Below are 20274 nucleotides of genomic sequence, written 5' to 3' on the forward strand. Positions count from 1 at the left end.
GCTCCGCGCCCAAAGGTCACTGCAACACGAAATTGGTGAACAGCACCTGCTCAATTTCTCCGTTCACGCTCTGCTCCTTCAGAGCAGTGTTGATGGCTTCCAGCGACTCAGACAGCAGCGCCAGCCGACCTTCATCCGTCTGCACGTTTTCAAAATCTTTGCCGCTATACAAATTTATCAAGCGGTTACGGATGACGGGCATATGCAGCTCCACCCCGTCCAGCACGCCCTGATTCCGAGTCAGCAAACTGATGCTCGCCTGCAGAAATCGTTGTTTGCCTTTGTAATCGAAAGTGACCACCAGAGGCGGACGCATATCGTAATATATAGCTTCCGCTTTCACCGGCGCAGCCTGCTCGCCGCCTTCCGCCGACGTATCCGAGCCGTCATCCGGAGAAGACTTGAGCAACATCATGGTCACTCCTACACTGGCTCCCACAGCAATCAGCAAAACCAGCGAGACAATAATAATCAGCTTTTTGCTTAAGCCGCCTGACTTACCAGATTCTTCTCCGCCTTCTTCACTGTTATCTTTCGCCATATCTCTGCTTCCACTATCGACAGATAATCCGATTACTGTGGAGGTCACCGCCTCCTTGTCGATAAGTGTAGTTCATTCCTTTGATTTTTCAGTAAAAAACCATCAGACGTAATAATCCACCATGCGCTCAGTGGCCAACGCTTGCTCAACGCCCATCGTCGCTGCGCCCTCTTCGTCACTCTCTCCGAGCACACCGCCATCAGCGCCACCGGACTCCTGGCCATTTCCGGTTCCCGCCTGTTGCTGCTGACTGGATACGTCAAACTGGGATAACTGCAGCCCCTGCTCCGCCAGCAATTCCCGCAGTCGCTGCACGGTACCTTCCGCCATATCCCGAACAATGGCGTGTGGGCTCTGGATCTGCACATGAGCCTGATCTTTCTGCACATGGATCTTCATTTCAATCGGCCCCAGCTCCGGCGGATTCAGATGCACGCTGGCGGATTGAATCTTCTGTCCCACGAACCAGACTACTTTCTGCGCCATCCCCTCACTCCAGTCATCGCCCTGTACTGATTGTTGCAAGGTCGTGACATAGGGCGGCGCGGCCGCATCAACTTTGAACTCCGCACGCAGGTTGGCGGCGACTCCGTGCAAAGCGTTGGGCTTAGCCGAGTTCTGGCTTTCCGCCAGTTTCACCAGCGCTGCGTCCAGAGTTTCACCCTCTGCGCCAGCCTCCTGCTCCCCGCCCTTAGCTTGAGCGGCAAGCGCCTGAGTCAGCTTGACCAGCTCTCCGCTCTTTTTCTCACCCACTGCCTCCTCATCGCCCTCAACAGCGTCATGCACCGCCCGCGCCAGAGGCGTCAGAGCGTTTTGTCCGGTAGGGTCCGCTTCCCCTTCCTTTTCCATTGGCGCATCTGCTGACAACTCGGCCAGGACCATTGCCTTGATAGATTCTTCATTGTCTTCCGCCGAGGATTGCTCCCCTGACGGCAATTTCACTCCGCCCTGTGTCGCATTCGGCTCTATGTCCGCCAGCGCGACTTGCGCAACCGTCTCCGCATCCTTTGTTGATTTATCGTCGTCAGGCGTTTTTTTCTCATCGCTTTTTTCCGCTTTAGCGTCTTTCTTGTCCACTTTATCCGTCTTGTCCGCGACTTCCCTATCCAACACCTCTGAGAATCGATCTTCCTTATCATTCATAGCGTTAGCCTCACCCCTCTGATTGCCTGAAGGCTTGGGAGATGGTTTCGGCGCGACTTTGGGTACATCAATAAATGCCACTGAGCTGTCCATTTACTGTCCTCAAATCCAAGTTACAACTTACCTGCGGATGCAATAGGTCTCACCGTCACCAGCGCGGCAAACGCCATCGCAGAAGCGGCAAAACCTGGGTTTTAAAGGATGAATGCACAGATCAGGCCAAGTGGCGCCTGGAAGGAAGGGAAACTTGAAAGGTCAGTGACAACGAAGGGGGACGGTCCAGTAGGGACGCCCCACTGTTTGAGCGGCCCCGGCTATACCTGCTCCCGCAGCAAGGACTGGACAGTCTCGAACTCCTGCTCAATGGAGGCGAACACTTCCCGCGCTTTGTCCATTTGCTTGAACTTGCCGATCAACTCCCCTTGCCGACACAGCTCGGAAAGCGCGGGCAAGCCCAGGTTGGTGGCGCTGCCTTTCACGCTATGACAACCTCGACTGAAAGCGTCGGCGTCATTAGAATCGAGGGTGGCGCGAATGGCGCGCATGCGTTCGATGGTATCTCCGATAAAGGTCTCCACCAATATCTGAAAATCGTCTTCCATTACTTCCCGCAATTCCGCCAGGGCGCCCATATCAAGGTGAGACAGATCGTTCGAACTCATATTCAAGCTTGCCACTCATAATCCACTTCAACGATATTGCCCTGGCCAAAGTACTCCACGCGGCTGCACATGGAGAGCAACAGGGCTGTGCCACGACCACTATAACAGGTCGGACCCGGTAATTTACCGTCGAGCTTCTGATAATCAAAGCCTTTTCCGCTGTCTTCCACGCGTATCGTCAACACGCCGCCGGCGCCGGCGCCTTTATGGCCCACGTCCACTTTAACGAAATGGCCGTCCAGCTGACGGATGCGTTCCTCGCGCAGGCGATAGTATTCCGCGAATCCGTCCGGGCTGGCTTTGAGCTTTGAATGCAGGCCCAACACGCCATGCTCCAGCGCATTGGTGTACAGTTCGCTCAGAATGGTGAACATTTCGCCGTTGCGCGTGCGCAGGCCGGGCACCTCCATAGCGATCTGCAGCAACAAGGGCACTGGATCAAAGATCGCTAAAGAGTCATTGCGCAGTTCATAAGCCATTCGCCAGTGCTGAGGCCCTTTGAGGCCGGTGTTGGTGAGATAGTTGTTCTCTATCCCCAGTTCCTTCTCCGGCATCATGGTCAATTCCACCAGCGTCAGATCGTCGCTGGGACCGCCTTCCCCCATAAAGTCGACTACGGAGCGGCGGATTTTTTCAAACAGGTTAGGCTCATGCAGGTTGTCCTGGAAGACCTGTTGCAATCGCTGCTCACCGAACATCTCGCTTTTGGCGTTGGTCGCCTCGACAATGCCGTCCGACCATAGATACACCCGGTCGCCGTGCTTCATTTCAAAACGATAGGTGCGCGCATCGAAAGCTTCGCCTTTCAGGATGCCCAGAGGCAACCGGTTGGAAGCGACCTTGACCAACTGGTCGCCCTGCACCAGATAACAGTCCGGCAAGCCGCCAATCCAGATCTCGATTTCTTCCTGCTCAAAATTCAGTTCCGCCATACAGGCGCAGCAGAAAAAACCCACCGGCAGAATTTTACGCAGCTTCTGGTTTAACTCGCGGAGGATATCTCCCAGCGCGTAACCTTTACTGGTCATGCCATAGAAGATTTCCGCCAACGGCATGGCCCCTATCGCAGCAGGCAAACCATGGCCGGTGAAATCGCCCAGCAACACATGCATGCCCCCGGATGGTTTCTGGCAGGCCAACAGCACGTCACCGTTAAAAACCGCCAGAGGCGAAAGCAAATGTTTGATGTTGTTGGCGCCGAGGCAGCCCACATGGGCAACGTTGTCGAACACGGTTTTGGCGACCTGCTGTTCGCGCACCATATGGTCGTTGTGTTCAGCGATCTGATCCCGCTGCCGCAACAGGGTTTTATGCATGATCCGCATGCGATTGAAGGCGTTGATCTTGGCTTGCAGGATAATGCGGTTGTAGGGTTTCGACAGAAAATCGTCACCGCCGGCTTCAAGGCACTTGGCGAGAGATTCAGCGTCGCTCAGAGACGTGAGGAAGATAATGGGAATCAAGTCTTCGCCCGCCAGCAACTTGATTTTCCGCGCCGCCTCAAAGCCGTCCATGCGAGGCATCAATGCGTCCAGAAGCACAATATCCGGACGAAATTCTGAGAATTTTTCGATGGCGTCCACGCCATCCACCGCCGTCACCGTGTCATGCCCCTGCTTTTTGACGATGTTCTGCAGGATCATGCGGTCGGACTGGTTGTCGTCGGCGATGAGAATTTTAAGCGTTTTCTGGGACCCGAGAACGGACGAGGCCATTTCTGAGTCCAGGGATTGTTTCATAGCAATACCCGATAGGCGCATAAATGGCGGAAAGTCCGTTTCAGGCGCCCGACGACAATGGGCGCTTTATTGAATAACAAACAATTGTTCAAAGTTGGAAATCGTCAATATCTTCCTGACGTCATTGTTGCAGTTAGTAATGCAGATCTTGGCGTTGTCGCCGCCCGCATAATCCCGCAATAACAGGAGCATCCCCAAAGCGGAGCTGTCCAGATACGTCGTCTCCGTCATGTCGATCTTGTACTGCTCGAACGGTCCCTCAGGGTTTTCATACGCATCCCTGAATTCCTGGTGGGAACTGAAATCAAATCGCCCTTTAATGCGAATGGTCAGTTCGGCATTATCGTCAGAGCGGCTTGTCGTTATAGACATATTGCCTCCTTCTGTTGGCGCTCCCCTAATCAAACCATCTGGATCGTTTAAATCCAATCAGTGTTCTTTTTATATGAAATTCAGGATATTACGAATAGTACGCTATGAATTTCAATACTCATATTCTTACTAATTCATCAATAGCTGATTTTTACTAAATTTCCAGTTTTCATTTATTTGACGACTGTTTGGCCGTGGACAAAAACTGACTTTCAGACGCATTTTCCGCCTGTTCCAGCTAACTCGCTAAAACCAAAAAACTTTTTTAACAATGTATTAATGTCTGTTGTGATAGGCGCGGCGACCGACAGCGTCGTCCAGATTGCGCTGTTGTTTCTTGTCCTCGTAATAGGCTTCCTCTTTCTTGCAACGATCAATGTAGTCCTGCATGTTATTTTTTTTCTGATACGCCGCCCGCCACACTTCCGTTTGTTGCGACAACTGCTGTTTCAGCAACAGTAACTGCTGTTGCTGCTGCTCGATGGCCGAGCCCAGCCTGCTGATGAAGACATGATAGGTTTGGATATGACGCACTGAGCGTACGCCGTTCTGAGTACCCCTTAATTCATCCTGATAATCCCGCTGGTAGGCGACCAGTTGCTCCAGCTTACCTTCCGCCTGTTCCACTCTGCGTCGGATATCGCCCATTTTCTTGCGCTCGCTCTCCTCGTCCCGCTCCGCCAGATCAAGCACCAGCGACAACCTTTGCGACTTCTTTTTCTCCGCCACGTTAAAGCACCTGAACTAAAGTGGAGTAAACCCTATGGTTTCGCCGGGGCTCTGGGCGCGGCGCCTTGCGCCGGAGCCGGGGTGAACAATTGGTTCAACCCTTGTGCGCTATCATTCAGCGTAGCGCGTTCCCGCAGACTTTGCTGTAAAAATTTACGCATGTGGGGAAATCTTTCAATCGCGTAATCGGTTTCCTTGTCCGAGCCGGGCACATAGGCGCCGACACTGATCAGGTCGCGCGTCTGCTGGTAGCGAGCGTACAACTGCTTGAAACGCTGCGCCCTTTGCAAGTAGTCCGGCGTCGTCACCTGAGGCATGACCCGGCTGATGGAAGCTTCGACATCTATGGCGGGATAATGCCCTTCCTCCGCCAGTCGCCGATTCAGCACGATATGCCCGTCCAGAATCGCCCTCGCAGCATCAGCAATGGGGTCTTGTTGGTCGTCGCCTTCCGTCAGCACAGTGTAGAACGCCGTAATGGAGCCGCCGCCGGGCTTGCCGTTGCCCGCCCGCTCGACCAGTTGCGGCAGTTTGGCGAACACAGAGGGCGGATAGCCTTTGGTGGCCGGCGGTTCGCCCACCGCCAGGGCGATTTCCCGCTGCGCCTGAGCGTAGCGCGTCAGACTGTCCATCAACAACAGTACGTTCTTGCCCAAATCGCGAAAATATTCGGCGATGCGAGTGGTCAACACCGCCGCACGCAGACGCATCAAAGGCGAATCGTCAGCGGGTGACGCAACGACGACAGCGCGATGCAGACCTTCTTCACCAAGAATGTCCTCAATAAATTCCTTCACCTCGCGACCCCGTTCGCCGACAAGGCCGACCACAATAATGTCCGCCGTGGTGAAGCGGGTCATCATGCCCAGCAGCATACTCTTGCCCACACCACTGCCTGCAAACAATCCCAAACGCTGACCAATACCCACCGTTAACAAGGAATTGATAGTGCGAATGCCCACATCAAGCTTTTCCCGAATGGGCGCGCGGTGCAAAGGGTTGATCGGCGCGCCGAACAGTTCGACGTGATGCTCCGCCTGCAGTGGACCGCGGCCGTCCAACGGCTCGCCCGCGCCATCTAATACCCGCCCCAACAGGCAGGCGCCTACGCCAATGCGGCCAACGCCCGCCATGGGTTTCACTTTGGCGCCAGGCTGCAGGCCTTCCACCGCCGCCAACGGCATCAGGTACACCCGGTCATCGGAGAAACCAACCACTTCCGCCTCGACCATGCGGCCGCCGCGCACTTCAATCAGACACCGCTCTCCCAGGGTCATCGGACAGCCCACCGCTTCCAGAGTCAGCCCGACAACGCGGGTAAGACGCCCATTCAGCTCCGGTCGCGCCTGCGTCGGCACGAAGCGTTCATAGTTGCGCAAGCGCTCAACCAGACTCATCATCGCCCTCCGGCGTATCCGGGCTCTCTGCAGCCGCCTGATTCAGCTTTTCAGCCTCTGCTGCTTCGGTGCTGGGTTGCTCCGCGCCTGAGTCGGCCGCCGCCTGTAGCTCCTCCGCATTTTTCTCCAGCAAGTCACGATGCAGATCGCTCATTTCTCCCATCTGGTCAGTGAAGTCTTTGGTTTCCTGCAAGGCGACATCGTCGCTGTGACGGGACAGCATCTGCTGGACAGTGGTCTGGAAGCGTTTCTCCACCGTGAAATCCAATAAGGTGTGGCGGGTCTCCACACGACAGCCGCCCTCCATCAGCGCTGCGTCCTGCTGAAAGCGGGTCCCTTTTTCAAGGGGTAAATGTTCTTTGGCGAAGGCGAGGTCCTGAGGATTCAGGTAAATAGTCACCAGCTCTTCCGTGTTTGGCAGCGCCGCCAGGGCTTCCTGCAATACTGTCAGTATTTGTGAGCGATCTGCTTTCAACTCCCGGAACACAACGGCTCGGGAGATCGCCAACACCAAGTTAAGCAAGGCCTCCTCCACCTCATCCTGATGTTTGCGGATCGGCGACTCCAGCTCCACCGCCAGCGCCTCGAAGTTCTCCAATGCTTTTTCGATGTCAGCGCTCTTGCTCTTCACCGCCTCGCTTTCGCCTTTCTTGCGCCCTTGCTCAAGCCCCTCCTGCTCACCTTTGCGCCGACCTTCAGCGAGACCTTGTTCAAAGCCTTTCTGGAAGCCTTCTTCCTTGCCCTGCTCCAGCCCGTCCTGATAGGCGCTTTGGCGAATACTCTCCAGCTCCGCAGCGGTAGGAGGCTTGATCTTGGGAGCATCCTGTTTTTCCCCCATAACCGGCAGCTCCCAGCGCTCGTAGGCCGTCAGTTTCTCTTTGGGGATGGTTTCAGGTTGATCTTTCATCGGCTGGCTCTGTTAGTGTAGCGTTGCGCAGGCGGCGGATTTACAGCATTTCTTCGCCACCGCCGCCCAGCATGATTTCGCCGGCTTCGGCCATGCGCCGCGCGATAGTGAGTATTTCCTTCTGCGCCGTTTCCACTTCGCTGATGCGCACCGGGCCGCGCGCCTCCAGGTCGTCGCGCAACAGCTCCGCCGCGCGCTTCGACATGTTGCGGAAGATCTTTTCCTGCAAGTCTTCGTCGGCGCCTTTCAAAGCCAGAATCAGGTTGTCGGAGGAGACTTCCCGCAACAGGGACTGGATGCCGCGATCATCCACATCCTTGAGGTTGTCGAACACGAACATAAGGTCTTCAATCTGACTGCCCAGATCCGCATCGACATCCTTGATGGATTCCATCAAGGGCGCCTCCAGACTGGAGTCCATGAAGTTCATAATATCCGCCGCGCGTTTGACGCCGCCGATCCTGCTGGTCTGCGCCGAAGAGCCACCGGAGAACTGTTTTTCCAGAATATTATTGAGTTCCTGCAACGCCTGGGGCTGAATGGTCTCCAGCGCCGCCACCCGCATGATGATGTCCAACCGCACTTTTTCATCGAAATTGGATAGCACTTCCGCAGACTGGTCAGGGTCAAGATAGGAGATGACGATAGCCTGTATCTGAGGATGCTCGTAGCGAATGATGTCTGATACCGCCCGCGCTTCCATCCACTTCAGCGTATCCAGACCAGTGGTGTTGCCGCCCAGAAGAATCCGGTCGATCAGGCTGGCGGCTTTATCCTCCCCCAGGGCCTGGGTTAGCATGGTGCGGATATAATCGTCGGCGCCGATGCCCAGGCCGGTCTGGCCGCCGACGGCTTCAAGAAATTCCGTGGTGACGTGCTCTACCACATCCTGGGTTACGTTTTGCAATTGCGCCATTTGCGCGCCCACACGTTGCACTTCCTTGGGCCCCATGTGTTTTAGAATCTGGGCGGCGTCCGCTTCACCGAGAGACATAAGCAAAATCGCCGCAGATTCCACGCGGGAGACTTTGCGTACCGGTTTTTTCTCACCTTTCTCGTCACTCATCAGCCATTACCCATTGACGAACAACCTGGGCCACTCGCCCCGGATCTTCAGCAATCAGTCCTTTGAGCGCGTTAATCTTTTTCTCATATCCTTCAGAGGAGCCGGGCAGTAAAAAATCGCCCGCTGCGTTTAAGCCTACACTTTCTCCCTCACCTACGCCAGAGCCCAGACTTTCCAGCTCCGCCAGCCCCTCTTCATCGCCCGCCAGCGCCAGATTCTTGGCGTCAGCGCCGCCGCTGGACAGGTTTTTGAAGGTCGGACGAATGACCCCGAAAACCAGAATCAACACAATGAGGAAGGCCACGCCCCACTTGATCAGCTCCCGTATCCAGGGCTGCTCCCAAAGCGGCGTTTCATAGTCGCCAATTTCGACTTCCTCCGCCATGAACGGCGTATTGATGACATTGACGCTGTCGCCGCGCGCAGCGGAGTAGCCCACGGCATCCCGCACCAATACGGTCAGACGCTGCAACTCCGCTTCCGGCCACGCCGCCGTAGTGACGGCGCCGTCCGCGCCGACCCGACGCAGGTCATCCACCACTACCGCGACGGTGAGACGCTGAATTTTACCTTGATGCTGTTTAGTGTAGCTGACAGTACGATCGACCTCGTAATTACGCACTGTTTGTTTACGGATATCCGTCGCCTGGCTGTTGGCCGTCGCATTGGCGGCGGCGCCCGCAACGCCCGCCTGTTCCGGCACGGCCGCCACCCCGGGAGGCTGGTTGGACAGAGCGCCGGGAATCCCCTGATTGCTGCCGGCGATGCGCTGTTCGCCAATCTCCTGCTCACTGCGCACCGCCTGCGGATCGGGATTGAAGGTTTCCTGCGCCTGTTCCACGGCGGTGAAATCCACATCCGCAGACACTTCCGCGCGGAACCGTCCCGAACCCAATATCGGCTCCAGAATGCTGTTGACCCGCCCAGTCAGCACTTCTTCCATGCGGCGCGCATACTGGAATTCTCGGGAGGTTCTCAAATCGTCTTCGGTCAGATTGTTTTGTGACAACAGGTTGCCGCGCTGGTCCACGACGGTGACGTCGCGCTGGTCCATCTCCGGCACGCTGCCGGCCACCAGATTAACGATAGCTTCCACCTGGTCCTGATGCAGACTGCGCGACCCCGTCAGCTCCACCAGAACAGAAGCGGATGGTTTGCGCTTATCGCGCACGAACACGCTCTGCTTGGGAATCGCCAAGTGCACCCGTGCGGTTTTCACATTACGCAGACTCGAAATAGTGCGCGCCAACTCACCTTCCAGGCCCCGGCGGTAGCGAGTGGATTCCATGAACTGGCTGGTTCCGAGCCCCTGATCTTTATCCAGCAACTCATAGCCCAAAGTTCTGTCCTGGGTGACGCCGGCGGCGGCCAAGCGCATTCTGGCGACGCTCACGTCTTCCGCCGACACCAATAACGCGCCGGATTTAGGCTCCACTTTGAAATGAATATTGTTCTGACTGAGGATGTCTGATACTTCCGTGCTGTCGTAAACGCTCATGTCCGGATACAACGGCTGATAAGCAGGCTCATTCGCCCACAAAATGATGGCCGCTCCCATCGCGATACTGGCGGCGACGCCGACCATTAACACCAATTGGCGCAACAGTGATAAACGGTTGAACCCCAGCATCATGTCGCTGCGGTTTTCCACCAGATCCACGTCATTATTCTGTCCGCCCTGGGCGTCGACCTGTGCGGGAACGCTAGCCATTGTCCACCTCGATGCTTGTTTACTGCTTAATTAGAATGACTGAGCCGATCAGATAGGCATTTTCATGATGTCTTCGTAGGCCTGGACCACCTTATTGCGCACCTGAGTCAGCGCTTGAAACGCCACTGACGACTTCTGCGAGGCGATCATCACCTTGGCCAGGTCCGCCTGGGGGTCGCCCTGCTCATAGGCGGTTCTGAGGTTTGACGAGGTTTTCTGCAAATCGCTGACGTTATCCACCGCCTGCTTGAGCATCTGACTGAATTCGGGAACTTCTTCAGGCTTGCGGGTAGGATTCAGCTGCTCTGTGGACAGCTCCTGCTCGACGCGCGCCGACTGCCGCATCTGCGAGCGCAGGTTACGGATGTCCGCCAGCACGTTGTTGATATCGACCCGATTTGTCATAACCGCCTCCACATTCCCAAGCTATCGAAACGTCTTGTCAAAATGTCGTCGAGAGCCGTTTCGTTTAAACTAGTTCTGCAGAAAACATACCAGTTTCAGCGCCTTCGACATGACGATAAAGACGTCAGCAAGCCCGCGCCATTTGTTCGTCGATATCAATGCCGGACTCGCGCATACGGGCGATTTTGTAGCGCAGAGTACGTGGCGAAATGCCCAGTTTCTCCGCCACTTTATTGCGGCGTCCGCCCTCACTTTTCAGTGTGTCGAGAATGATTTGAAACTCGCGCATCCGCATTTCCTGGCCGAGCCCGCTGACATCATCCAGATCGTCCATTTCCTCCATCGGCTCAGGCATGGCGGCAGAAGGGGCGCCAAGCACCGAGAGACTGTCCATGCTGACGCCTTCCAGACAGACATCCGCCGCAGTAATTAGCCCGTTCTGCTGCAAAATCAGTGCGCGCTGAATGGCGTTATCCAGCTCACGCACATTACCAGGCCAGTCGTGGCTGTATAGCGCCTGACGCGCGCTGTCATCAAAGCGTACGAAGGATAGCTTCATTTTCTGCGCATGATTCGCCAGCAGGTGCTCCGCCAAGGGTACGATATCGGCGCGACGTTCGCGCAACGGGCGCCAATGAATCGGAAATACGGACAAGCGATAATAGAGATCTTCCCGGAAACGCCCTTCCTGTACGTAGGTTTTCAGATCCCGGTTGGTGGTGGCCAGCACTCGCACATCAAGCCGAATGCTCTTGCGTCCGCCTATGCGCTCCACTTCCCGCTCCTGCAGCACCCGCAGCAGTTTCGCCTGCAGCCCCAGGTCCATTTCGGAAATTTCATCCAGCAGAATGGTGCCGCCGTCCGCCTGTTCAAACTTGCCCGGCATACTTGCGTAAGCCCCGGTAAACGCGCCTTTCTCATGGCCGAACAAAATCGCTTCCAGCATGTTTTCTGGAATGGCGGCGCAGTTGATCGCCACGAAAGGCGCATTCTTGCGGGCGGACTTACGGTGTATGTAGCGCGCCAGCACTTCTTTGCCAGTGCCGCTTTCGCCTGAGATCAGAACGGTGGAGTCCGTCATCGCCACACGCTGCGCCAATTGGAAAATCCGCTTGCTGGCGCCGTCCACCGCCACAGGTTCGTCTGCGCTGGAATCGCCGCCGGCGCCGCCCATGTACTTCTCGATGGTGTCCAACAGCGTCTGTGGTTCAAAGGGTTTGACCAGATAGTCCGCAGCGCCGCTTTGCATGGCGGCCACCGCCTGACTGATCTGACCATAGGCGGTCATCAGTACGACCGGGACGCCGGGATATTGACGCCGTACTTCCAGCATCAACTCAAAGCCGTTCATGCCCGGCATGTTGACGTCGCTAATAATCATGTCCACGGCGCGCTGTTCCAGAACGCTCAAGGCTTCTCTGGCGGAATCGACGCCGATGTAGTCATACCCGTTCATTTCCAGCGTAGTAGTAAGCGCATCCAGTAACTCCAGATCGTCTTCCACTATCAGCAGTGTCGGTTTGTTCATGGTATGTCTCCTTCAAAGATTCATGAGTCAGGCGGAATGGCGCACCGGCAGGGTGAGAATGGCCCGGGCGCCCAGACCTGGACCGCCGGAAGTGATGAAAAAGCGCCCGTGATGCGCCTGAGCCACACCTTGCGCCACCGCCAAGCCAAGGCCGGTGCCGTGGGACTTGGTGGTATAGAACGCCTCCAGCAAACGGGAGCTCTCTTCAGGGTCAAATCCCACGCCGTTATCGCGCACTTCCAGGCAGAGAAACCCCTGCCCCGGAGCGCTCAAACTCACTTCAACCTGGGGATGATCCGCGCCTTTTACCGCTTCCAGAGCGTTATTGAAAAGGTTCAATACTGCGCCGACTAAAGCGTCTTTATTACACAGAATTTCCAGTTCGCCACAGTCGATGCTCCATTGCACAGAGACCTGTTTCCGCTGCGCTTCGGGCTCCGCCCCCGCCTGAATTTCTGAGAACAGTTCCGCACAGGCGATACGTTGCGCCAGTGGCGCGTCGCCTTTGGCGAAAATCAGCATGTCGCGGACTTGCTGCTCCAGATGTGTGAGACGGGACATCAGTTTCTGCGCGCACTTCACTCGCAGCGAACCATCCAGCTCAGGTTGGGAAAGGTGGCCGGCATACAGCATGGCGGCGGACAGCGGCGTGCGAATCTGGTGCGCCAGAGACGCCACCATTCTGCCCATGGAAGACAGACGTTCGCTGCGGGACAAACGGGATTGCAGTTCACGGGTTTCGGTCAAATCTGATAACACGATCAGCTGGCCAGGCGCGTTTTCCAGCGAACAGGTTTGAATGCTCAGGCGACGGCCGTCTTTTAAAGAGACCTCATGCCCATCATCCGCCTTGGGGGCGAAACAGCGCTGGATGATCGCCACCCAACGCTCGCCTTGCAGCGGCTCGCCCAGCAGGTCTACCGCGGCGGGATTACACTCCTGCACTGAGCCCCGCGCATCCAGCACTACAATCCCGACTGGCAGCGCCTGTAGCAGCGTTTTCAGACGGTTGGCGATGCGCGCCTTGTCTTCATGTTCTCGTTGCCGGCTAACGCTGACGGAATCCAGCTCACTGGCTAGTCGATTCACTCGTCCACTAAGATCCTGGTAGGTTTGGGAAATCTGATCAGCGATTGCGCCGAACATACTCATCGCCCGATCCAAACCCGGGTCTGCGGACGCCGTCTGCGTCGCATCGTCAAACCCGACATGTTTAGGGGCCAGATGGTGGATCACCGCTACCGACTGCTCTTGATCCGCCGCCGACAAAATTTTCGGTACGCTCATATTGCCTCTCCGATCACTTGTCCGTATCGCTGGAACATTGACGAAAAACCTGTTTGAAGCGTAATCAATCATTTTCTATGCCAGCCCTGATTAACGCCGGAGTTTCATGGGGTTAGAACAAAAGGACTAATCGCCACGACAGAAAATTGACGAGCCAGTGGCTCCGCGCCAAGGTTCGGCGTGAGTCATCAAGCCCGTACGCAGGCGGATTTATGGAGCAAATAAAACGCGGAGAGTTAAAATGACAGAGCCCGGACAACGCCGGGCTCAACAGAAAAAGAAATCAGAAGTGATTCAGGGTCTAGCCTGCCTTATTCATCTGCATTCAGATTGTATTTCCGCACTTTCTCCACCAGGGTGGTGCGACGAATGTGCAAACGTTCGGCCGCGCGGGCGACCACGCCGCCGGAATCATCCAGGGCCTGCTTGATCAGACTTTTCTCCAGATTGGCGAGATACTCTTTCAAGTCCAATCCATTAACGGGCAACACTGCCGGAGAGTTGAGTCCCACCAAACCAGGCTCGCCTGAGTAGCCTTCCTCCAGATCTTCCATGCCCTGCTCTATATCTTCCACATGACGGAATTTCAGCGGCAGCTCCTGCACGCCTATTACACCGTAAGGATGCATGATGGCCAAACGTTCGACCAGGTTAGCCAGCTCTCGGACATTGCCAGGCCATTCATGGCGACACAGACTCAAGATCGCCGCAGAGTTAAAGCGGATGGAGCCGCGTTTTTCCTTCTCCATACGGGAGATCAACTCATTGATCAACAGCGGCACGTCTTCCGCTCTTTCTCGCAATGGCGGCATTTCGATGGGAAAAACATTAAGGCGATAGTACAGATCCTCCCGGAAGTCGCCCCGTTCGATCATATCCTCAAGGTGTTTATGGGTAGCGGCGATGATACGGACATCGGCCTCCAGCGTTTTGCTGCTGCCAACCCGTTCATAAGTGCGTTCCTGCAGTACTCTTAGAATTTTCACCTGCATGTGCAACGGCATATCGCCGATTTCATCCAGAAACAAAGTGCCGCCCTGCGCCAGTTCAAAACGTCCGACGCGAGAGGTAATGGCGCCGGTGAAAGCCCCTTTTTCATGACCGAAAAGTTCGCTTTCCAGAAGCTCCGCAGGGATTGCTCCACAGTTAACAGGAACAAAAGGCTGGTTGCGACGGTGAGAGTTGTAATGCAGGTTGCGCGCGACGACTTCCTTACCCGTGCCGGATTCACCGGTAATCAACACGCTGACTTCTTTGTCCGCCACCTGGGACATCAGTTCGCGGACTTTCTGCACGCTGCGGCTGGTGCCGACCAGACTGCGAAACAGCAGAATCTCACGCTGCTTGCCGCGCCCACTCTTGGCGGCGTACTGTTCGCGGTAAACCTGTGCGCGATACAGGCTATCCATAAATTTGTTGTAGTGAGGTAATTCTTCAAGCTGAACAATCACCTTGCGGCGCAGGTCTTCGTCTATTTCAGACAGGTCACGCTCCCCCACCATCAGCACAGGCAGGCCCGGGTCCCATTCCTCCAGCTTCGCCAGAAAATCTTCCACCTTCGTCACACTGGCGTCCATCAACGCCACAGCCATGTCCGTAGCGTTCAATGAGGCGTCCTTACACGCTTTTACCCAGTTGTCCGCATCCGTGGCCAGAGCAGGCTCGCCCAGAAACGCCAGTATCACTTCTATGGCCTGTCTGCGTGCGTCGTCATCGCAGACCAAGAGGACAGTGCTGTCTTTACTTGTCATGTAACCTCAGTACTACATTTGTTGAAATGTCCTGAGCCTCCATCTCGGTCACCCGGTTCCATCTTGCAAGGAGTAACCTTTTCTTTCCCAAGAATTAAAGTACGCTTTCGGGGAGTGGTCAAATAAATGACGCAAATAGTCGAATTTAGATATACGGATAAAAAACGTTCAAAAAATTGTCGTCAAGACGATTAAAAATAGACGACCGCTGAATTGGATAGTTAAAACTTGGAGGTGTTTAGGTAGGATTGCGCCGCCTTCAGACTGCGACGAACGCTGGTTAACTCCTGGGCGGATTCGGAGCGATTGGAGCCAGCGTGCTCAACCGCATCAGCGTAGATACTGCGCAGTCGGGTCAACGTAGCGATAAGTTGGGTTTTCTCCTCTTCGCCTGCCTGCGTTACGGTCGCCTGCACCAGTTCGCGTAGCGTAGGCTCAAGAGCAATAAGCTCATCCCACTTGGACTGGGCCGCCAACTGCTCTATCTGTTCCGCTAACTTTTTCAACGCGCTTGCCAACTGCGACATTCAGAATTCGACCTGTGCTGGACTGTGATACGCCTCTCTGGGCCTAGTGTAGCACTCCGAGGATTGATTTTCCGGCGCGGTTATTATTTTTATTTGGCGCGCCGGAATTTCAAAATAGCGGAATCAGCTCAAGAACTTGATCATCACGCCCGCAGCTACCGCCGATCCAATAACGCCAGCCACGTTCGGCCCCATCGCATGCATCAGCAGGAAGTTTTGCGGGTTCGCCTCCAGGCCAACCTTATTAGACACCCGCGCCGCCATTGGCACAGCGGACACCCCGGCAGAACCGATCAACGGGTTGACCTTCGAGCCCGGAAGCTTGTTCATCAGTTTCGCCATAAGTACGCCGGATGCAGTGCCTACGCAGAAGGCCACCATACCCAGCACCAGGATGCCAAGGGTCTGCACGTCCAGGAACTTGTCCGCAGAAAGCTTACTGCCGACAGAAAGACCCAGAACGATGGTGACGATGTTGATCAAGGCGTTTTGCGCAGTATCGCTCAAACGGTCCACCACGCCACACTCACGCATCAGATTGCCGAAGCAGAACATACCCAGCAGCGGCGCTGCATCAGGCAGGAACATCGCAACCATGACCAGCAGGATAATCGGGAATACGATTTTCTCCGCTTTGGACACATGACGGAGCTGCTCCATCTTGATCTTGCGTTCTTCCTCATTGGTCAGCGCCTTCATGATAGGCGGCTGAATCAATGGCACCAACGCCATATAGGAGTATGCCGCCACAGCGATTGCTCCCAATAGATGGGGAGCCAGCAAGGTGGAGACATAGATCGACGTCGGGCCATCCGCACCACCAATAATGCCGATTGCCGCGGCTTCCTTGATAGAGAATGGAATCAGGCCAGTGGCGTCCAGAGCCGCCGCACCGAGGACGGTTCCAAAGATACCGAACTGCGCCGCCGCGCCAAGCATCAGTGTTCTGGGATTAGCCAACAGGGGACCAAAGTCAGTCATCGCGCCAACGCCCATAAAAATGAGCAAAGGAGCTACACCGCTCATGATGGCGACATCAAAGAACAGATACAGCATACCGTTGCTGAAGCCCATATCCTGAGCCGCAAACCCAACCGCCTGATGCATCGCCGCATTAGAGCTCTTATAAGCCAATATGAACTCATGCCGGATTTCAGGCGTTATTGCCTGCGTGACGTCATAAGGAATATTCAACGCAGCCGCCAGATTGACCAACTGTTCCGGAGAACCAAGGTGTATCGCATTCTCAACCGCCGACATAGCCAGTCCGGCTTCTGGAATATTCGCCAACAAACCGCCGAAACCAATCGGCAGGAGAAGCAAAGGCTCGAAACCTTTGCGTATCGCCAGGAATAACAAACCAAGGCAGATGGCCATCATGACCGCCTGCCCCCATTCCAGGTTATACAGGCCGCTGCCGTATACCAGCTGGGACAATCCGTTCATACAACGCTACCTCTTAAGCCAGTTTCAACAGAGACTGGCCGACGGAGACTGCATCGCCCACTTTGACATCGATACTGGCGACATGTCCGGCTTTCGGCGCACGGATTTCCGTCTCCATCTTCATCGCTTCCAAGTACAGCAGTACGTCGCCTTCCTGAACGGTTTGTCCCGCTTGAACGACAAGACGCAGAATTGTTCCACCCAAAGGAGCAGGAACTGACACGCCGCCACCAGCTGGCGTCGGCGCCGCGGCTGGAGCAGGCGCGGCAGGAGCCGGCGCCGCCCCGACAGGGGCTACCTGAGTGATATCGCCGCCCTCAGACACTTGCGCCACATAGGTCTGTCCGTTGACGACAATGGTGTACACCTCAGGGCCGCCTGCAGGCGCTGCATTTTTCGCAGCCTGCGCCGCCGGCTTGACGTCATCGGCGCTGGGAACCGGCTCAAACGCTGCGGGGTTGCCGCGGTTCTCCAGAAACTTCAGCCCAACCTGCGGGAACAGTGCATAGGTGAGCACATCGTCGACCGCCTCGGCCGCCAGCTTTACGCCTTTCTCGACAGCCAGTTTTTTTAGCTCGTCCGTCAGCTTATCCATTTCCGGTTCGATTAAATCAGCCGGACGACAGGTAATAGGCGCTGCGCCTTCCAGCACTTTCGCCTGCAACTCAGCATTGAAGGGCGCTGGCGCTGCGCCATACTCGCCTTTCAGCACGCCTGCCGTTTCTTTGGATATCGATTTATAACGTTCGCCAGTCAACACGTTCAGCACCGCCTGGGTGCCAACGATTTGTGAGGTGGGCGTCACCAAAGGAATGAAGCCAAGATCTTCACGCACGCGCGGAATCTCTTCCAGCACCGCATCCAACTTGTCGATAGCGCCCTGCTCGCGCAGCTGGTTTTCCATATTGGTCAACATGCCGCCTGGCACCTGCGCCACCAGGATACGGGAGTCTACGCCTCTCAGGCTGCCTTCAAACCTGGCGTATTTCTTACGCACTTCGCGGAAATAGCCTGCAATCTCTTCCAACAAGTGAATGTTCAGACCTGTGTCGCGGTCAGTCTCTTCCAGGATGGCGACCAGGGCTTCTGTGGGGGAGTGACCGTAAGTCATGCTCATGGATGAAATTGCGGTGTCGACATTGTCGATGCCTGCTTCCGCCGCTTTCAGCGCAGTCGCGGTAGACATGCCGGTAGTGGCGTGACATTGCATATGAATGGGCACTGAGCATTCTTTCTTCAGACGGCTGACCAACTCATACGCGACGTAAGGTTTCAACAGCCCCGCCATGTCTTTGATGGCGATGGAGTTAGCGCCCATGCTTTCAATCTTTTTGGCCAGCTCCACCCACATTTCGATGGTGTGGACCGGGCTGACTGTATAGGACAAGGTGCCCTGCGCATGCTTGCCGACTTTCAGCACAGCTTTGATTGCTGTTTCCAGATTACGAGGATCATTCATCGCATCGAAAACCCGGAAAACATCCACTCCATTTGCTGCGGCGCGATCAACAAAGCGCTCTACAACATCGTCAGCGTAATGTCTGTAACCCAGTAAGTTCTGCCCGCGCAACAACATCTGCTGCGGCGTATTCGGCATCACTTTTTTCAACTCGCGAATGCGTTCCCATGGATCTTCCCCCAGATAGCGGATACAGGAATCAAAGGTGGCTCCGCCCCAGGACTCAATGGACCAATAGCCGACTTTATCGAGTTTCTCGGCGATGGGGAGCATATCGTCTAAACGCATGCGCGTGGCCAGCAGCGACTGATGCGCATCACGCAATATTACGTCCGTAATACCTAGTGGTTTTTTCGTTGTTGTCATGGGTTATTAGCCTTTCGTTTACTCTCGCGAATTTCCTGGCGCTCACTTCTTGTGGCGTGAACGGTGTTTGGCGACTGCGGCCGTGATAACAGCCATAATGTCATTATTGTTATTCGGGGGAGGCGTAGGATTGCCTGCGGAAGGAGGAGGCGTTACCTGAATTTCCGGCGCAATACGATTGACGACTTTCGACATCAGATTTGTTGCGCCAACCAATAGGGCCAGGAATACGAACACGAATCCCATTCCTGCCGCCATCAGGGTAACTGCCTGCTGAAAAAGCTCACTCATATGATCGATACCTGTCTTTGATATACCAGCATGAAGGAGGTGCTTAGACGCGCTTCATGTGCTTAAAGAACAAACGCAGGGCCGCTTCTCGGCGGCAAATCTTGCGTAAGATACCGATAAAACTAGGGGTGCGCAACCGTAAAACTTCGGTTTTCCCCTATTGACGAAAAAACCCAAAAAAACTGAGAACTCAACACCATAGCGTAGAAAATTACGATGCGCCGGTGAAGGAAAACAGCATTAGATAAGATGGAAATGAACGATGTCGAAAATGGGAAAATCGAACTGTAGACATCACATATTTGAAGCCGAATCGACTTCCTAACATCTACTGTTTTAGATACTGCAGAAAAACAGTTAGGAGATGGCGCGCTCGGGAGGATTCGAACCTCCGACCGCCTGGTTCGTAGCCAGGTACTCTATCCAGCTGAGCTACGAGCGCGCAACAAATTGGAAACTTTAAGGATTTAAATGGCGCGCTCGGGAGGATTCGAACCTCCGACCGCCTGGTTCGTAGCCAGGTACTCTATCCAGCTGAGCTACGAGCGCGCATCAAAACTTAAAGTGGCGGAGAGAGAGGGATTCGAACCCTCGATGAGGTTTCCCCCATACGCCCTTAGCAGGGGCGCGCCTTCAGCCTCTCGGCCATCTCTCCGCAAAAGCGGGGCGTATAGTACCACAAAATTTTATGAATGATAGTCCTTATTCAAAAAAAGTTTGTGGTACCGTCAATTAATCGTCCTGATGGTCCGACTCGCCAGCCTGAGCAGATTTCTCACGCTGAATACGCTGATAAATTTCTTCGCGGTGTACAGCTACTTCCTTCGGCGCATTGACGCCGATACGCACCTGATTACCCTTCACCCCCAGAACGGTAACGGTTACATCATCACCAACCATCAGAGTTTCGCCTACGCGGCGGGTTAAGATTAGCATCTTATTCTCCT

Annotated in this window: 19 protein-coding genes and 3 tRNA genes; all 22 read right to left on the reverse strand. The window is 55.2% G+C overall.

Annotated elements, in window-relative coordinates; translation table 11 throughout:
- Window positions 1–16: 16 nt before the first annotated feature.
- Complete coding sequence (locus AC2IBB_RS26145; protein ID WP_486329639.1) at window positions 17–541, reverse strand: flagellar basal body-associated FliL family protein; 525 nt, start codon at window positions 539–541, stop codon at window positions 17–19.
- A 102-nt stretch (window positions 542–643) separates the two neighbouring features.
- Entirely contained in the window at window positions 644–1684 is a 1041-nt protein-coding gene (locus AC2IBB_RS26150; protein WP_486329640.1) for a flagellar hook-length control protein FliK, read from the reverse strand.
- Window positions 1685–1998: 314 nt separating this feature from the next.
- A complete protein-coding gene (locus AC2IBB_RS26155) occupies window positions 1999–2346 on the reverse strand; it encodes an Hpt domain-containing protein (RefSeq protein ID WP_486329641.1) in 348 nt (115 codons plus the stop codon).
- Between the two features lie 2 nt (window positions 2347–2348).
- Window positions 2349–4085, reverse strand: a complete 1737-nt coding sequence (locus tag AC2IBB_RS26160; RefSeq protein ID WP_486329642.1) for an ATP-binding SpoIIE family protein phosphatase — start codon at window positions 4083–4085, stop codon at window positions 2349–2351.
- A gap of 66 nt (window positions 4086–4151) precedes the next feature.
- Window positions 4152–4457, reverse strand: coding sequence for an STAS domain-containing protein (locus AC2IBB_RS26165; RefSeq protein WP_011398930.1), 306 nt, complete (start codon window positions 4455–4457; stop codon window positions 4152–4154).
- A 276-nt stretch (window positions 4458–4733) separates the two neighbouring features.
- A complete protein-coding gene (gene fliJ, locus AC2IBB_RS26170; protein ID WP_486329644.1) occupies window positions 4734–5186 on the reverse strand; it encodes a flagellar export protein FliJ in 453 nt (150 codons plus the stop codon).
- Between the two features lie 32 nt (window positions 5187–5218).
- A complete protein-coding gene (gene fliI, locus AC2IBB_RS26175) occupies window positions 5219–6586 on the reverse strand; it encodes a flagellar protein export ATPase FliI (RefSeq protein ID WP_486329645.1) in 1368 nt (455 codons plus the stop codon).
- Complete coding sequence (locus AC2IBB_RS26180) at window positions 6570–7490, reverse strand: flagellar assembly protein FliH (RefSeq protein WP_486329646.1); 921 nt, start codon at window positions 7488–7490, stop codon at window positions 6570–6572. Before AC2IBB_RS26180 ends, fliI begins: the two co-directional genes overlap by 17 nt.
- A gap of 40 nt (window positions 7491–7530) precedes the next feature.
- The gene (gene fliG / locus AC2IBB_RS26185; RefSeq protein WP_486329647.1) at window positions 7531–8556 is read right to left on the reverse strand and encodes a flagellar motor switch protein FliG; all 1026 of its coding nucleotides are present in this window, start codon (window positions 8554–8556) and stop codon (window positions 7531–7533) included.
- Window positions 8549–10267: a flagellar basal-body MS-ring/collar protein FliF gene (gene fliF / locus AC2IBB_RS26190; RefSeq protein ID WP_486329648.1), complete on the reverse strand. Its 1719-nt coding sequence runs from the start codon at window positions 10265–10267 to the stop codon at window positions 8549–8551. Before fliF ends, fliG begins: the two co-directional genes overlap by 8 nt.
- 48 nt (window positions 10268–10315) lie before the next feature.
- Complete coding sequence (gene fliE / locus AC2IBB_RS26195) at window positions 10316–10672, reverse strand: flagellar hook-basal body complex protein FliE (protein WP_486329649.1); 357 nt, start codon at window positions 10670–10672, stop codon at window positions 10316–10318.
- Between the two features lie 124 nt (window positions 10673–10796).
- Window positions 10797–12200 carry a sigma-54-dependent transcriptional regulator gene (locus AC2IBB_RS26200; RefSeq protein ID WP_486329650.1) on the reverse strand — a complete coding sequence of 468 codons (1404 nt, stop codon included), beginning with the start codon at window positions 12198–12200 and terminating at the stop codon, window positions 10797–10799.
- Window positions 12201–12227: 27 nt separating this feature from the next.
- On the reverse strand, window positions 12228–13487 hold the full coding sequence (locus AC2IBB_RS26205; RefSeq protein ID WP_486329651.1) for a sensor histidine kinase: 1260 nt from the start codon (window positions 13485–13487) through the stop codon (window positions 12228–12230).
- A 311-nt stretch (window positions 13488–13798) separates the two neighbouring features.
- Complete coding sequence (locus tag AC2IBB_RS26210) at window positions 13799–15238, reverse strand: sigma-54 interaction domain-containing protein (protein ID WP_486329652.1); 1440 nt, start codon at window positions 15236–15238, stop codon at window positions 13799–13801.
- Between the two features lie 221 nt (window positions 15239–15459).
- Entirely contained in the window at window positions 15460–15765 is a 306-nt protein-coding gene (fliT, locus tag AC2IBB_RS26215) for a flagellar protein FliT (RefSeq protein WP_486329653.1), read from the reverse strand.
- Window positions 15766–15888: 123 nt separating this feature from the next.
- Window positions 15889–17211 (reverse strand): sodium ion-translocating decarboxylase subunit beta, encoded by a 1323-nt coding sequence (locus AC2IBB_RS26220; protein WP_486329654.1) that lies wholly within the window; start codon window positions 17209–17211, stop codon window positions 15889–15891.
- 13 nt (window positions 17212–17224) lie between these two features.
- Entirely contained in the window at window positions 17225–19036 is a 1812-nt protein-coding gene (gene oadA, locus AC2IBB_RS26225) for a sodium-extruding oxaloacetate decarboxylase subunit alpha (protein WP_486329655.1), read from the reverse strand.
- 42 nt (window positions 19037–19078) lie between these two features.
- The gene (locus AC2IBB_RS26230) at window positions 19079–19327 is read right to left on the reverse strand and encodes an OadG family protein (protein WP_486329656.1); all 249 of its coding nucleotides are present in this window, start codon (window positions 19325–19327) and stop codon (window positions 19079–19081) included.
- Between the two features lie 365 nt (window positions 19328–19692).
- Window positions 19693–19769 (reverse strand) — tRNA-Arg (locus AC2IBB_RS26235).
- Window positions 19770–19799: 30 nt separating this feature from the next.
- Window positions 19800–19876: transfer RNA gene (locus AC2IBB_RS26240), tRNA-Arg, on the reverse strand.
- A 16-nt stretch (window positions 19877–19892) separates the two neighbouring features.
- Window positions 19893–19982: transfer RNA gene (locus AC2IBB_RS26245), tRNA-Ser, on the reverse strand.
- Window positions 19983–20059: 77 nt separating this feature from the next.
- Complete coding sequence (gene csrA, locus AC2IBB_RS26250; protein WP_011398946.1) at window positions 20060–20263, reverse strand: carbon storage regulator CsrA; 204 nt, start codon at window positions 20261–20263, stop codon at window positions 20060–20062.
- Between the last annotated feature and the right edge of the window lie 11 nt (window positions 20264–20274).

The organism is Hahella sp. NS-SX17, assembly GCF_057367735.1.

Excerpts from the sequence above, each read along its gene's own strand:
- AC2IBB_RS26145 (WP_486329639.1), bottom strand. The coding sequence starts at position 541 with ATGGCGAAAGATAACAGTGAAGAAGGCGGAGAAGAATCTGGTAAGTCA.
- AC2IBB_RS26150 (WP_486329640.1), bottom strand. The coding sequence starts at position 1,684 with ATGAATGATAAGGAAGATCGATTCTCAGAGGTGTTGGATAGGGAAGTC.
- AC2IBB_RS26155 (WP_486329641.1), bottom strand. The coding sequence starts at position 2,346 with ATGAGTTCGAACGATCTGTCTCACCTTGATATGGGCGCCCTGGCGGAA.
- AC2IBB_RS26160 (WP_486329642.1), bottom strand. The coding sequence starts at position 4,085 with ATGAAACAATCCCTGGACTCAGAAATGGCCTCGTCCGTTCTCGGGTCC.
- AC2IBB_RS26165 (WP_011398930.1), bottom strand. The coding sequence starts at position 4,457 with ATGTCTATAACGACAAGCCGCTCTGACGATAATGCCGAACTGACCATT.
- fliI (WP_486329645.1), bottom strand. The coding sequence starts at position 6,586 with ATGATGAGTCTGGTTGAGCGCTTGCGCAACTATGAACGCTTCGTGCCG.
- AC2IBB_RS26180 (WP_486329646.1), bottom strand. The coding sequence starts at position 7,490 with ATGAAAGATCAACCTGAAACCATCCCCAAAGAGAAACTGACGGCCTAC.
- fliG (WP_486329647.1), bottom strand. The coding sequence starts at position 8,556 with ATGAGTGACGAGAAAGGTGAGAAAAAACCGGTACGCAAAGTCTCCCGC.
- fliF (WP_486329648.1), bottom strand. The coding sequence starts at position 10,267 with ATGGCTAGCGTTCCCGCACAGGTCGACGCCCAGGGCGGACAGAATAAT.
- fliE (WP_486329649.1), bottom strand. The coding sequence starts at position 10,672 with ATGACAAATCGGGTCGATATCAACAACGTGCTGGCGGACATCCGTAAC.
- AC2IBB_RS26200 (WP_486329650.1), bottom strand. The coding sequence starts at position 12,200 with ATGAACAAACCGACACTGCTGATAGTGGAAGACGATCTGGAGTTACTG.
- AC2IBB_RS26205 (WP_486329651.1), bottom strand. The coding sequence starts at position 13,487 with ATGAGCGTACCGAAAATTTTGTCGGCGGCGGATCAAGAGCAGTCGGTA.
- AC2IBB_RS26210 (WP_486329652.1), bottom strand. The coding sequence starts at position 15,238 with ATGACAAGTAAAGACAGCACTGTCCTCTTGGTCTGCGATGACGACGCA.
- fliT (WP_486329653.1), bottom strand. The coding sequence starts at position 15,765 with ATGTCGCAGTTGGCAAGCGCGTTGAAAAAGTTAGCGGAACAGATAGAG.
- AC2IBB_RS26220 (WP_486329654.1), bottom strand. The coding sequence starts at position 17,211 with ATGAACGGATTGTCCCAGCTGGTATACGGCAGCGGCCTGTATAACCTG.
- oadA (WP_486329655.1), bottom strand. The coding sequence starts at position 19,036 with ATGACAACAACGAAAAAACCACTAGGTATTACGGACGTAATATTGCGT.
- AC2IBB_RS26230 (WP_486329656.1), bottom strand. The coding sequence starts at position 19,327 with ATGAGTGAGCTTTTTCAGCAGGCAGTTACCCTGATGGCGGCAGGAATG.
- csrA (WP_011398946.1), bottom strand. The coding sequence starts at position 20,263 with ATGCTAATCTTAACCCGCCGCGTAGGCGAAACTCTGATGGTTGGTGAT.